Origin of the sequence: Serratia sp. J2 (genome assembly GCF_046269175.1) — a bacterium.
Taxonomy (GTDB): Bacteria; Pseudomonadota; Gammaproteobacteria; order Enterobacterales; family Enterobacteriaceae; genus Chania; species Chania fonticola_C.
The window spans coordinates 16,188-30,601 of record NZ_JBKABN010000041.1 but is presented as its reverse complement, the minus strand read 5'-3'; the positions used below and the strand labels follow the sequence as shown (position 1 = coordinate 30,601).

Sequence of the window (14,414 nt, the reverse complement as noted above, 5' to 3'; positions counted from 1 at the left end):
ACCCGCAACGATATTCACATCGCCACCGGTCGAGCCGATGGTGCTCACACTCTGGCTCTGCGTCGTACCGTCTTCGTTCACCTGATGGCGAGAGCTGGAGCTACCAATCGTCACCCCAATACCACCGGTGCCCATCAGCCCGCTCTTTTTCTTCTCATCCAACCGGTAGCTGGACTGTTCTTTCGTCGCAGCCACGATCTCGACGTTGTTGCCTGCTTGCAGGTTAACTTTACCGTCACCCACAACCGAAGATCCCTTCACCGTCAGATCGTTACCCGCAGACAGCGACACATTGTCGCCACTCAGCAGCGTGCCTTTTTCCTGCGTGGCGTAATCTTCCCGCACCGTGTGGGTGGTGGTCTTTGACAGGAACCCTTTCTTGGTCTTGGTTTCTTCGAAGAAGGAGTAGTCGCTTTCGGTGGCGCTGTTGAGCGTCAGATCGCGTCCGGCGTTTACCGCCACATCACCGCTGGCCTGCACCTGTGCCGCATTCAAGGTGGCATCTCGATCGGCGCGAATAGTGGTGTTGCCCCCGCTAGCAATCTCCGTTCCCTGCTGGCGAATAGACTCATCCACCTGCTGGCGTTTACCTTCCTTGCTCTCGCGGTATTCGCTGGTTTGCTGGGTATTGAGGTTTACGTCACGCCCGGCGTTCAGTTTGACGTTGTTGTCCGCCACCATTGCTGCGGCCTGCGAGTTCACATCCCGGCCTGCATCCAGCGTTAAATCGCCGCCGCTGGTGAGGGTGGTGCGCGTTGCATCGTTACTGCGCTGTTCAGTGCCGTTATCTTTTTGTCGGGTGCTCGCTTCCTGCGTTTGCAGGTTGATATCGCGCCCAGCTATTAGGGTAGTATCACTCTGGCTGCCAACCTGGCTGGCCTTCACATTGACATCACGGCCTGCATCAACCGTCAGCGGTCCACCAGCGCTAATTTCGCTGCCCTGGCTGCTGTGAGTTTCGCTCTCTCTTACGTTCCGCCAGCCCTGATATTTATCGGCGCTGTAGGTGGTGTTGGCCAGAACGTTGATATCGCCCCCTGCCAGCAGATCCATCGCACCACCGGAAGTCAATTTGGCCCCCAGAATATCGATGTTGTTGCCAGCGCTCAGGCTCAAGCTATCCAAGGCCTGGATGGTGCCGATATCGCCGATTTCCGTGTGTGACAGTGCCAGGCTTTGTGGCATCCAGCCGCCCAGAGAACCCTGGGTACTCCACTGATTCGTCAGCGTCTGGTTGATGATGCTGCCATCAAGGCTTTCCAACTGCACCGTTTTGCCGCTGATGATTGAGCCGATATTGTTGATATCGCCAATCGCGCTCAGTTGCAGGTTGCCGCCCGCATTGAGCAGGCCTGCATTGAGGTTGCTGATGCTGTTCTGGCTATCGAGCGTCAGCGCGTTCTGTGCGGTCAGCGTGCTGCCACTGTTGGTGATATTACCGGCGGTGAGCGAGACATTTTTCCCTGAAGTCACGCTGCCGTTATTGATCGTCACATCTTTTGGTGACAGGTAGAGCTTCGGCACCATCACCGTCTGGCCATTGATGCTGGTCGCTTCCCACCACAAGATGCTGTGATCCAAGGAGGCGATCTGCTCCGCCGTCAACGAAACACCAAACTTCAGCCCCAGCGATTGTTGCGTCTTAGCGGCGTTATCCATCAGGGTTTGCATTTGCTCCAGGTCTGAACCCACGCCGTTCAGATAGCGGCTCCCCGTCTGATTGAGCATTGCATTGCTGACGTAACGGGTGTCAAAGGCCGCATCCCCCAGGAAACGGTAGTCGTAATCCGGGTGGAGGTGCAGGCGGTCAAGGAAATAGGAAGAGCCGATGAACTGGCTTTGATCGGTATAGCGGCCATTAGTTTCCTGCGGTGCGCTGCCCGGTTGTTGGCCGAGCATGGCGTACAGAGAGTCAAACAGGCTGTTGTCGAGCTGCCCCAAACCATCTAGTTTCGGGTTGGTGGTGATCAGGTACGGGCTGTCGGGAGCCGGGTTCGGCACAAAGCGGCCATTGTTGCCGCTCGGCAGTGGGTAATCCACCAACTCCGTCGCGTTGTTACCCAGGCCGCTGAGCGCATTCTGCAGGCTATCTTTCCAGGCAGGAGTTCCCACGGCAATGCTTTGATCGTCAGCCAGGTTCTGTGCCTGAGCACCGGTAATATTTTCCTGCTGTGCCAAGGCATCCAAGATAGGAGCCACCAGCGTATGGCTGATGCCACCCGCATTTGGCGTTACCGTGGTGTTACTGATATCGTGCGTGAAATTGGCGTTAATTTCACCACCGGCTTGAATCACGGAGCGGTAGAGTTCACCCTCGCCACGTTCATAGCGCACTTCCCCCGTTGCGGTGTAAACAATATAGTTCTGGGTGATTTCCCCTTTAACTTTATCCGTTTCCGGTACAGGGACTTTATTCAGCCCATAACCATACTGATAGGTCTGATAACGCGTTTCACTACCCGAGAACCACGATTCATTATTCAGGCTGCCGCCAGAAAGGTAAGCGTTATTGTTCGCCAATATATCGCTAGCCCGATTGTTCAACTGACCGGCATAAAGAGTGATATCCCGCCCAGAAGCGATACGTGCCGCACCACCGTTTGCCGTAACGGTGACTGTCGATATGCCGGAGGCAAACTCTTTAATCCATTGACTCTGATAAGGTGTTGGCGTCGAGCTGTAATGCGTGGTTGGGGAAGCTCCGTGGCCCGGGCTACCGCCCCCCGTTTCCCAAGAATTGATAACGTAGCCATAGTCCCCTTTGTTAAAGAAAATTAACGGTACTTTTGCCTCAAAGTCGGTCAGCCAAGGGTATCGCGGTAAGCTACCTTCCGTTTTACTCACGTTCAACCCATCGCGCTCATTCAGCAAATAAGCCGTATTGATGGCGATATCGCCGTTCTCGGTTTCGATGGTGCCAGAGGTGTTGACGATCTCACTGTTGGCGTTACCCCCGGCGTCTTTCTGCATCCATAGGCTGTTGCCCGCCAAGATATCGCCATAGTGGTTGGTGATACGGTCTGCCAACAGTTGCATATTGCCGCCGCTGTACAACATGCCGCTGTTACTCAGTTGAACAACAGCGCTCAGCAGCAGATCGGCTGCGGTACCGATAAAGCCGTTATTGCTGATAGAACCGCCGCTTAGCAACTGTACACGGCCACCTGCTTGCAGACTAGAATCCGCATCTTGAGTGATGTCCGCCGCGACAATACGCATATCGCCATTACCACCGCGCAACGTACCGGAATTGATGAACTTGCCAAAGCTGCGGATATCTAGGCTTTGGCCCTGTGTTATACCTTCCAAAGTGATGTCGCCATTGGCTGCGAGGCTCAAGGCACCGCCTGCGGCCAATGTGCCTTGCTGTATGAAAGACTCACTTAACGTCAGCGCCAAATCCCCAAACGCCACCAGTTGCCCTAATTGGCTGAATGAGCCACTCACCAGTTGCAGATCACCCGCGCTAAACAGCTTGCCAGTTTGTTGGTTTACGGTCTGCTCAGCCTTCAAGTTCAGTTGGCGTGTGGCCAACAGGGTACCGGTATTTTTTAGGCTGCCAGTGTTAAGTTGCAGATTCTCTCCCTGCACTGTGCCTAGGTTATTGAAAATATCGAGCGTCAGCAGGTTATCGCCTGCGGCTATCAGCGTACCCGCGTTATCCAACTGGCTGCCGTTAAAGACGATGCTGTTCGCTTGCAGCCAGCCGCCGTTATTCAGGTTTGGAGCGCTGAGGTCCAATCCTCCCCCCACCACCAGCTTACCTACCTTGCTAATGCGCATCCCCTCTGTTAGCGACAAGGTAGCTCGGCCATCCACTTGAATATTACCCTGGTTATCCAGCTTCTCGGCGTTCAGTTTCAACGAATCAAGGCTACTGATCCTACCGCCCAAATAGTTAATGAATACCCCTGTCACTTGGGCAATAAAACTATTTTGCGCCAGTAATCTGGCGCCACTCTCAATGTATTCTGCCTGCAGTATCAAGTTCCGCGCTTGCAGCAAACCGTAAACATCCACGCTGGTTGCATTCAGGCTCAGAGTCCCATTACTCAGCATTTGGCCGGAAGATTGTCGGATCTCCCCCTTAATATCTGCTTTGAGCTGGTTTACCCCGGTTAACGTACCGATATTGAACAATGAATCGCCCTGCAGATAAAAATTGGTAGCTTGCCAGGTTCCCCAATTTTCTATCGCCCGCGCGTTTATTGCGATCTCGCCATTAGAGTTGATCTGGCTACGGTAATCGCCGTAAAGATCACCGTTCAGATCCAATTGGATCTGTTTATTCGCCTGTAGGGTACCGTTCTGATCCAGTTGGCGGGCAGACAGGATAATTTGTTCACCTTGCCATAAGCCTTCATTTTTTACCTTCGCCGCACTGACCTTCAGCTCTCCGCCGCTTAGCAATTTGCCAATTTCAATATTGTGCAGGTCCTGCTGCAATTGCAGTACTAGCCGATCTATCCCGATAAGATCGCCGCTGTTATACAGTTGTTGCGCTGTTACCTGAGTGGTTTTACCCTGTATAGATCCCCAGCTGTTAGTGAATTGCTGCGCATCCAGATTGAGATGACCTTCACTCAAAATCTTACCTAGGTTGTTCAACTGAGTGCTACCTAGTGAGATCAACCCTTGGCTCAGCAACTGTCCACGGTTGTTGAAATATTGCTTAACCGTAGCCGTTAAACTTTCGATCCCCAGTGCACTTCCAACGTTTTCCCACTGCCCAACATTCACTCGCAATGCGTTAGCCTGCAACAGGTTAAAGTTGCTCAACTGTTGCCCCTGCAACGCCAGAGTTCCCCCAGAAAGTAACTGCCCTGTGAGAGTGTTATTTATCGATTGAGCATAAATATCGGCATCACCCTCAGCCTGCATCAACCCATAATTATTCAATGTGTTAGATGTTGATTTGAGCGTTTTTGCTGCCAAATTACCTTTATTGATCAACCCTGGAACATTCAGCACTAAAGCATCACTAGCCAGTAGAGAACCTCCGTTCTCCAAAATCTCGCTGAGATTAATGTTCAGTTGCGATGCGCCAATCATTCCAATGTTAGTTAGCTGATCACCAGATAGTGTCAGATGTTTCCCGGCCTGAAGCGTTCCCCACTGATCAATACGCCCGGAAGTAAGCGTCAAATCATAATCCGCCTGTATGCGCCCTAGCTGAAGCAGGCTATCACTGCCCCAGTCAATATTACGAGCCACCATATCTGCCCGGCTGTCCACTGCCGAGGCAACGACGGTCAGATCACCTTGGGTGAAGACCCCTCCCGCCAACTGGGCATTCTCAGCCACGTTCAATGCGATGCCGTCTTTGGTCTGGATCTGTGCGCTGCTACTGGTGACGAGCTGTTTGCCCGCCAGCGCTAGGTGACTGTCGCTAGACACTAACCCACTCAGCAGGAACCGATCACCCTCCAAACGGATATTGCCACCACTCAGCAACGCCGAGCCTGATTGGGCATTCAGGTTGCCAGTCAGGCCGACGCCATTGACCCCTGTCGCCCTGCCTGTCAATTGGAACTCACCGACATCAATATCCAGTGCGCCACCAGCATATAGCGAACCGCTGACATCCAGCCAATCTCGCGCCACTATTGCCAACCACTGCTGGGAGCCGATCAGCCCAGCGTTATGGATCTCATCGGCATACAGCATCATCATGCCCGCCGATTGCAGTCGCCCCCTGTTGTCGAACTGTCCGGCGTGCAGGATCTGGGTGCCCTGCGCCTGAATCAAGCCGCTGTTGGTCAGATTATGTGCCGTGATATGGCTTTCGCGATTAGCGGCCAGTTGGCCCTGATTGTTCAGAGAAGCGGCCTGCAAAGCCAGATCGTGCCCGGCGGTAAGTTGCCCCCGCCAGTCCACATTACCGCTGAAGTTAAAGGTGATGTCATCTTGCGCGCTGAGCAGGCTGCCACTGGCACCTCGCAGGCTGGAACCTTGCGCGGTGAAATAGCCCCCAGAGCTGGCTTTCCCCGCCACGTTCAGCGCGTTCCCTTGCAGGGCCACGCCGTTCAGCCCGGTAATTTGGGAGCTTGCGTCCAGCGTCAGGCCATTCTTTGCCACTGCGCTGACCGTGCCAGCGGCCAGTTGGCTGTTCAACCATTGCTGTTCGCTGCCTTTCAGCGTCAGGGTTTGTCCTGCGGTCAGATTGCCTTGCTTATCCACACCAGCTAGCAGTTTGCTGTTGGCCGCTCGCAAGCGACCTGTCGACTTTAGGGCGATCGCTTTGCCTGCGCTGAGCGTGCTTTGCTCCAGGGCCACATCGCTACCTTTCAGTGTAATCTGCTGACCGGTATTCACGAGCGCGTTGTTCAATGCCAGGGAGCCTTGGCTGGTTAACACCGCCCCCTGCTCTGCCTGGTGGCTGCCCGTCAGGGCCACATCGGCCGCATTGACGATCAGGCCACCTTGGGCCAGCGAATTATTGAGCGTCAATTTGCCGTTGGCATCCAGGGTGATATCCCCGGCACGGGCATTGAGGTTACCGAGGTTGACGCCTACGCCCTTGTCGCTGGAAACCAGATGGATTCGGTTGGCATACATGCCCCCCAACGCACCGGTATCGACCGCCACTTTAGGCGCTTCGCCCTGGCCCGCGATCGGGGTTGCATTACCTTGCGCATCCACGCGGTTAGCCCCTAGCGTGATGGTGGCATCCTGAGCATACAGCTGAGCGTTAATCTCGGTGGCACGGGCAATAAGCGCAAATTTCCCGCTCTGGCTGGCATCCAGCCCTTTGCCCTGAATGCTGATCGCCCCTTGCGTGACTTCCAACGCCTGCAGTTTGCCGTCCGGCCCTAACACCGGTTTACCGGTGGTCAGCGTCGCGTTTGGGGTGTTGATGAAGCCACAGCCATCGCAGGTGATACCATAAGGGTTGGCAACCATCACGTTGGCCTGCTTGCCCGCCACTTCCAGATAGCCTTGCAGTTGGGAGCGGTTCGGGGCGACAACCTCGTTAATGATGCCTTGGGCTTCCTGCCCGGCCTTCAAATTGGGGTTATTCTGGATCAGGCCGCCAAGCTGGGTCTGATTGAGCTGCCCGGTGGCGTTATTGAGGATCAGCCCCTCTTTGCCCACGTTGAATTCATTGTATTTATTATGGGAAATGCCGGCCTGATTAGGCGTAGCGATATTGACCACCGGCACGCCATTGCCAGCCTGATCGAGCCGGGTATTCCCTTCGGCGACGTTAACACCGTTCGCCAAGGCGGGCAGCAACGGCTGCCAGGCTAGCAAGCTGCACAGGGTATAGCTCAACCAACGCTGGCTGGCATGAATGGGCCGATCGTCTTTTTGCGTCATCCTTGAAACCTTTCCCTGTAAATTAAAGAACGATGTTAATACGGTAGTAAATCGACACCCGATCCGGCTCTAACCAACTCGGATGCGCCAGCGGCCAGCCCACGGTAAATTGGCTGCTGAAATAACGGTTACGGCTGCCCAGCCCCACCGCGCCGCCCCACAACGTGCCGGAAGCGTAGGCGTCCACGGAGTCGTGGCGCAGATAACCGCCATCTACGGCAGCCAATACGGAAATATCCCCCAGATACGGCAGGCTGAACGGCGACCAGTTGACCTCGTTACGCCAGTAGCCACCTTTGTCGCCGGAGAGATACTGTTCCTTGAAGCCACGCACCGAACTTTCGCCGCCGAGGGTCAGGCGCTCGCTGCCGTAAAGGCGATCGGGCGTCCACTGGCCGTACAGGCTGGTGAGGTAGTTCCAGTTCTGCGCCAACGGCAAGTAATAGCTGCCGGAGAGCGTGTATTTATTAAACTCCGCCTTGGGAGCCTCGCTGGCTTTACCGCTGTCATCTTCCGCGCCTAACCAAGGTACGCCACGGCTGTAGGAGGGGTTGAGCGTGGCAAAACCGCCCCACAGTTTTTGGCTATGGCTCACGCCCAGAGATACGCTGGTCAGTTTACGGCTGCTGCTGTCTAGCCGGGTGTCATTCAGATAGTTGCGGTTGATACGGTGAGTCAGGCCCAGCGCCAGGCCGGTTTTCATGTCACTGTTACGGAACAATACGCGCGAAACGTTGAAGCGATGAGTCTGGCTGTCGCCGGTGGATCGCCAGTCAAAGCCCTGATTGTCGATCGTCGAGAGATAGTCGCTGTAGGAATAGTTGTAATCCATCAGCCAGTAGCCATAGGGCAGACTGACACCGGCCTGGACGCTGCGGGCATCGTGATCGTTGGCGAAATCGCTGCTGCGCGCGCCGGTCACAAACCACTGATCCGCCAGCCCCAGCAGGTTATTGCCGGTCAATGAGCCGTTGATCTGCCCGGTGCCGGTACTTTTTTGCCCGCTGTTGTCAAAACCCAGCCCCAGCATCACCGGGAACTCTGGCTTGGCGGTCAGGTTGACCACCGAATAGCCCGGTTGGCTACCGGGCAGGATTTCAATCTGCACCGGTTGCTGGCGCAGGCGGTTGATCTGCTCCATGCCCTGCTCGATATCGCGCAGGTTAAGGATGTTGCCCACCAGGCCGGGGAACGCCATCTTCAGCATTCGGTCATCCCGTTGGTCCAGCAAGATCTTTTCCAACTGCCCTTCCAGTACCAACAGCTTCAATTCCCCATGGGACAGGTCTTGCTCGGTCAGGAAAGCGCGGCTGGTGATATAGCCCCGTTCGATATACCAATCGGAAACCTGCTGCACCAGGGTGTTGATCTGGGCCAGATTCAGGCAGCGTTGCAGATAGGGTTGCGTCAAGGCTTGCCGCGCACGGGCGGGCAGATGGCTGGCACCTTCAAGGCGAATGGTCGTGATGGCGAAGCACGGCCCGCCAGGGGCTGTGGCTGCTGGCGTTTGTGGCAGCACCGGCGTCAGGCTGCGTTGCAATTCCTGACGTTGTTGTTGGTTTTGCTGCAACAATTCACGTTGTTGCTGTTGGATAGTATCTCGATCCGCAGGGCTGAGCATATTGGCGCCAACCGCCGAACTGAGAGAAAGAAACAACAATGATACTGCCAACCGCTGAGCTACTGAGTCCATTCAGATAAACCGCCTTAATGATTTTGCGGCATTCTAACGACATAATTCGGCATCAGACAAGCAAGAGATCGTGGCTTTGCGGGACTTAGAGGCATCGGAACTGGCATAAATCTCAGAGCGGGGCGGGATAAATATTCTGAAACTGTTTTCATACATTCACTTTATTTGCTGTATGTAAATTAAACAGTCAATTATGCTGAATGGAGGCGGACTTTTCTGATTAAAAAAATAATCGGCAGCCGTGCCCAATTTATACGACAGATTAAGTCATCAATTAAGCCCAACCCGTTAAGTGGGCGCAGCATTCAGCGCCCACCTGGATAGATTTGGTCACAGAGCCAAGCTACACGGCTTGATGCTCAGCTCGCTATCGGCTCTGAACCGCCCTTGTCCAACGGCTCTTCCGGTTCGGCTGGCAGCACCATATAGGTACCCTCAAATACTGCACCTTCGTCATCGTCACCGAATAAATGTACCTCTGCCTGCACGCGCGCCCGGCGGCCACGCGCCAAACGGGCCAGATCGCCACTCAATGAGCTCAGATCGGCAACGGCTCTCGGCCTGCCGGTAATCGGTTTGCTGTAGCGAATGTGGGCGTCTGCCAGAATAATCGTGCCCCCAAGGTGGCGCTCACGCAGCAGCAGCCAGATCAGCCCCCAGGCGGTCAGCGTTGCCAAGGAGAACAGGCTACCGGCAAACAGCGTATGGTGTGGATTCTGGTTGCCCACTTCTGGCATGGTGGTGACAAAACGTTGGCCAGTATATTGGCTGATGCGCACTCCCATTTTTTCACTGAGCGGGATATGTTCATACCAGGCTTGTTGCAGTTGCCCGCACCAGTCGGGGCGATGCAGAATGTCATCCAGCGTGGCCACGGGTTTGATCATCAGGTAATGGCGGATCGGCGTAGTTTGCGGCGCAGTGATTTCGCCCTGGTTGATAAAGCCCAGCTTGGCAAAGAAGTCCACTGCATCCTCACGGGCGCTACACACCACCCGCTTTACCCCTTCCTGGCGCGCTACTGACTCCAGGGTCATCGCCACCAGCGTGCCAAGGCCTTTGTCCTGCACCGTGGGATCGACCGCCATGAAGCGGATAGCGGCTTCGTTATCGGCATTGATATACAGACGGCCAATGGCCACAATCCGGCCGTTCTCATCCACCACCATTTGATGGTGCGCCATGGCGTCGTAGGCATCCTTTTCCGAACCCACCGGCTGGTGTAACGGCTTGCGCAGCATCTCCCAGCGAAACTGGTAATACTCTTTCAGTTCTTGTTCTGTAACGGGTACTCGTAGGTGATACATAGACGCCTTCTCTTGTGATCTTTAAACCTGCAGCCAGAACGTCACCGGGCCATCGTTCACCAGCGCCACCTGCATATCGGCAGCAAACTCACCGGTCTGGGTTTCAATACCCCGTTCCTGGCACTGCCCAACAAAATAGCGGTATAGCCGATCGGCCTCCTGCGGCACCGCACCGCGCGAAAAACTCGGCCGCATGCCTTTCTGGGTATCTGCTACCAGTGTGAACTGCGACACCACCAACAGGCTGCCACCAGCCTGCTGAACGTTAAGATTCATCTTGTCATCCTCGTCGCCGAAGATGCGATACCCCAGCACCCGCTCACACAGGCGTTGGGCTTTTTGCTCGTTATCGCCCTGCTCGACGCCCAATAACACTAACAAACCGGGGCCAATCTTGCCTACCGTCTGACCTTCTACCGTAACGCTGGCGTTTAATACCCGTTGAATTAACGCAATCATAACGATCCTTCCTGCTCCTGTTTTTGCTGTTGTTCTGCTTTCTGCTGCCGGTAAAGGCGGTACTCGCCCAGCGTAACGGTGATTTCGGCACCCAATAACACGATACACCAGCTCCAGTAGACCCATAAAAATAAAATCGGGATCACCGCCAGCACGCCGTAGATCAACTGGTAGGAAGGGAACATGGTGACATACATCGCAAAGCCTTTCTTACCCAGCTCGAACAGCACCCCTGCCACCAGCGCCCCGATCAACGCATCTTTCGCAGGCACGCGTACCGTAGGCACCACGCTGTATAACAACCAGAAAGAGACCCAGGACAGGATCAGCGGGAAGATGCGCAGCACCTCATCCACCAGGCTGTTAACGCCGGTTTGCGCTAACCAGTTTAGCGACAACAGATATGAGCTGATCGCCATACTGGCCCCCACCAACAGCGGGCCAAGGGTCAGCACCATCCAGTAAACGGCAAAGGAAACCACGATAGGCCGTTGGTTCTTACTGCGCCAGATGGTGTTCAACACGCTATCCACCGAATAGATCAGCAGCAGCGCGGTGACGATCAGGCCGCAGATCCCCACGGCGGTCATCTTGCTGGAGTTGGCAACAAACTGCTCCAGGTAACGTTGCAGCACATTACCGGCGGCAGGCATAAAGTTGGAGAAAATAAAGCTTTTTAGCTGCACGCTGATATCCGCAAACATCGGGAAAACGGCAAACAGCGCAAACACCACGGTGATCAGCGGCACCAGGGAAAGTAGCGAGACATAGGCCAGATGGCCCGCCAACATGGTCAGGCCATCCTCATCAATACGTTTAAACAGCAACCGCCCGAAGGTTATTCCGGGTTTGATCGACGATGGCAGCTTTTTGCGGCGGAAAAACGACATATCTTCATCCTAAATGTCAGTCTGGACGCCTTAAGCTTAACGTACGGTGATTATTGAGCAAAATAAGCCGGCACAACCTGGCGATCGATGACGTGCACCGCCTTGATCCCCAGCGCTGCGGCCGCTTCTACGTTCGCCGCCACATCGTCAAAGAATACCGCTTGATCCGCCGAGGTATTTTCCGCCTTCAGTACGTGCTGATAGATGTTGGCATCGGGTTTGCGCATGCCAAGATCCTGCGACAGATACATGTGATCGGCTGCTTCAGCGACCTGAGGGTAGTGCTGAGGCCAATAATTACAGTGCAGGCGGTTGGTATTCGATAACACCACCACGCGATGCCCTTCGTTGCGCAGACGGTGCATAATCTCGATCACTTCAGGGCGCAAGGCAACAAACACCGCCTGCCAGCCGGTGGCAAACTGCTCGAAGCTGAGCGCTATCCCCATTTCTTCACAGAGTTTGGCTGCAAAATCTTCGTCGCTAATCTCGCCGCGCTCGTGCTGTTGGAATACCTCACCCATGCTAAAACGTTCGGACAACGTCGCCAGCGGTGTGCCGCTCAGGTTGCTCCACACGCCCAGTACACGTTTGAAATCGATATCGACAATCACATTACCTAAATCAAAGATATACAGCATAGTCCTCTCCCATGGGCCAGTGAGATTTCACTGTAACGGGAAAAGTTAAGGCTGAACAGGGAGCAGTGTGAAAAGCGCATGGCGCGCCGCAGAATGGGGGAAAGACAGAGGAAAAAACTCAGGGCGCTGTGACACGCCCTAAGTATTGCGGATTAAATCGGCGAATTAAGCTTCTTTAGGACCGCGGTTGGCACGCTTACGATCGTTTTCCGTCAGGTGACGCTTACGGATACGGATCGAGATTGGCGTGACTTCTACCAGTTCGTCATCATCGATGAATTCCAGAGCTTGCTCCAGAGACATTTTGATGGCCGGAACCAGGGTAGTCGCTTCATCGGTACCCGATGCGCGCATGTTGGTCAGTTTCTTACCGGTCAGGCAGTTCACGGTCAGGTCGTTAGAACGTGAGTGAATACCGATGATCTGGCCTTCATACACTTCAGCACCGTGGCCCAGGAACAGCTTACCGCGATCTTGCAGACCGTACAGAGCGAACGCTACCGCTTTGCCCTGGCCGTTAGAGATCAGCACGCCGTTCTGACGCTGGCCCACTTCGCCCGGACGCACATCGTCGTAGTGGCTGAAGGTGGAGTACAGCAGACCGGTACCAGAAGTCATGGTCATGAATTCGTTACGGAAACCGATCAGGCCACGGCTTGGGATCACGTAGTCAAGACGCACACGGCCCTTGCCATCTGGATCCATGTTTTTCAGGTCAGCTTTACGCTCACCCATCGCCTGCATCACAGAACCCTGGTGCTGTTCTTCGATGTCCAGCGTCACGTTCTCGAACGGCTCTTGCTTGCGGCCATCGATTTCACGGAAGATAACTTTCGGACGGGAAACCGCCAGTTCAAAACCTTCACGACGCATGTTTTCGATCAGAACCGACAGGTGAAGTTCACCACGGCCTGAAACACGGAATGCATCAGCATCTTCGGTTTCTTCAACGCGCAACGCCACGTTGTGTACCAGTTCCTTGTTCAGACGCTCAAGGATTTGGCGTGAAGTCACGAACTTGCCTTCTTTACCACAGAACGGTGAGGTATTGACGTTAAAGAACATGCTTACGGTAGGTTCATCAACCGACAGTGCTGGCAACGCTTCAACCGCGTTCACATCACAAATGGTGTCAGAGATGTTCAGCTCGCCCAGGCCGGTGATGGCAACGATGTCGCCCGCTTCGGCAACGGTGGCTTCGATACGTTCCAGACCCATATGGGTCAGCACTTTACCGATTTTACCGTTACGGGTTTTGCCTTCGCTGTCGATCAGGGTGACCTGCTGGTTAGGCTTGACTTTACCACGCTTGATACGGCCGATGCCGATAACACCCACGTAGTTGTTGTAGTCCAGCTGCGAGATCTGCATCTGGAAAGGTGCTTCCAGCTCAACCTGCGGTGCAGAGACGTGATCGACAATCGCCTGGTACAGCGGAGTCATGTCTTCGGCCATATCGTTATGGTCAAGACCCGCGATACCCATCAATGCGGATGCATAGATGATTGGGAAGTCGAGCTGTTCGTCGGTAGCGTCCAGGTTAACGAACAGGTCGAAGACCTGATCCACAACCCAGTCAGGACGCGCGCCAGGGCGGTCAACCTTGTTGATTACCACGATCGGTTTCAGACCATTAGCAAACGCTTTCTTGGTCACGAAACGGGTTTGCGGCATTGGGCCATCCATTGCATCCACAACCAGCAGCACCGAGTCGACCATTGACATCACGCGCTCTACCTCGCCGCCGAAATCGGCGTGTCCTGGGGTGTCTACGATGTTGATGCGGTAGTCTTTCCAATTAATGGCGGTGTTTTTTGCGAGGATGGTAATCCCACGCTCTTTCTCCAAATCGTTGGAGTCCATTACGCGTTCTGTCGCTTCTGAACGCTCTCCGAAAGTACCGGATTGTTGCAGCAACTTGTCAACCAGGGTGGTCTTACCATGGTCAACGTGGGCAATAATGGCGATGTTACGCAAATTTTCGATCACAGCTTTGCCTCAGGCATTAGAAATAGCGCGCTATTGTACACGTATTAAGCGAGGTACTAAACAAGATCACAACACTCTCTTATAAACAACTGTGTACAGGCTAGTTTGTGATCCC

The 14,414-nt window shown here is 54.5% G+C and carries 7 protein-coding genes; all 7 read right to left on the bottom strand.

The window, feature by feature from the left end; translation table 11 throughout:
- Window positions 1–7,320, bottom strand: a 7,320-nt coding sequence (locus ACKWMY_RS26085) for a hemagglutinin repeat-containing protein (protein WP_409487358.1), incomplete at its 3' end; no start/stop codon positions are given.
- 22 nt (window positions 7,321–7,342) lie between these two features.
- Window positions 7,343–9,013 (bottom strand): ShlB/FhaC/HecB family hemolysin secretion/activation protein, encoded by a 1,671-nt coding sequence (locus ACKWMY_RS26080; protein ID WP_074029786.1) that lies wholly within the window; start codon window positions 9,011–9,013, stop codon window positions 7,343–7,345.
- A gap of 359 nt (window positions 9,014–9,372) precedes the next feature.
- Complete coding sequence (gene fabY / locus ACKWMY_RS26075; protein WP_024527828.1) at window positions 9,373–10,320, bottom strand: fatty acid biosynthesis protein FabY; 948 nt, start codon at window positions 10,318–10,320, stop codon at window positions 9,373–9,375.
- Window positions 10,321–10,341: 21 nt separating this feature from the next.
- A complete protein-coding gene (gene dtd, locus ACKWMY_RS26070; RefSeq protein WP_409487357.1) occupies window positions 10,342–10,779 on the bottom strand; it encodes a D-aminoacyl-tRNA deacylase in 438 nt (145 codons plus the stop codon).
- Window positions 10,776–11,669, bottom strand: a complete 894-nt coding sequence (locus ACKWMY_RS26065) for a virulence factor BrkB family protein (RefSeq protein WP_024527826.1) — start codon at window positions 11,667–11,669, stop codon at window positions 10,776–10,778. Before ACKWMY_RS26065 ends, dtd begins: the two co-directional genes overlap by 4 nt.
- A gap of 50 nt (window positions 11,670–11,719) precedes the next feature.
- Window positions 11,720–12,310 (bottom strand): glucose-1-phosphatase, encoded by a 591-nt coding sequence (yihX, locus tag ACKWMY_RS26060; protein ID WP_024527825.1) that lies wholly within the window; start codon window positions 12,308–12,310, stop codon window positions 11,720–11,722.
- Between the two features lie 165 nt (window positions 12,311–12,475).
- Window positions 12,476–14,299 (bottom strand): ribosome-dependent GTPase TypA, encoded by a 1,824-nt coding sequence (typA, locus tag ACKWMY_RS26055; protein ID WP_024527824.1) that lies wholly within the window; start codon window positions 14,297–14,299, stop codon window positions 12,476–12,478.
- Window positions 14,300–14,414: the final 115 nt, after the last annotated feature.

Excerpts from the sequence above, each read along its gene's own strand:
- ACKWMY_RS26080 (WP_074029786.1), bottom strand. The coding sequence starts at position 9,013 with ATGGACTCAGTAGCTCAGCGGTTGGCAGTATCATTGTTGTTTCTTTCT.
- fabY (WP_024527828.1), bottom strand. The coding sequence starts at position 10,320 with ATGTATCACCTACGAGTACCCGTTACAGAACAAGAACTGAAAGAGTAT.
- dtd (WP_409487357.1), bottom strand. The coding sequence starts at position 10,779 with ATGATTGCGTTAATTCAACGGGTATTAAACGCCAGCGTTACGGTAGAA.
- ACKWMY_RS26065 (WP_024527826.1), bottom strand. The coding sequence starts at position 11,669 with ATGTCGTTTTTCCGCCGCAAAAAGCTGCCATCGTCGATCAAACCCGGA.
- yihX (WP_024527825.1), bottom strand. The coding sequence starts at position 12,310 with ATGCTGTATATCTTTGATTTAGGTAATGTGATTGTCGATATCGATTTC.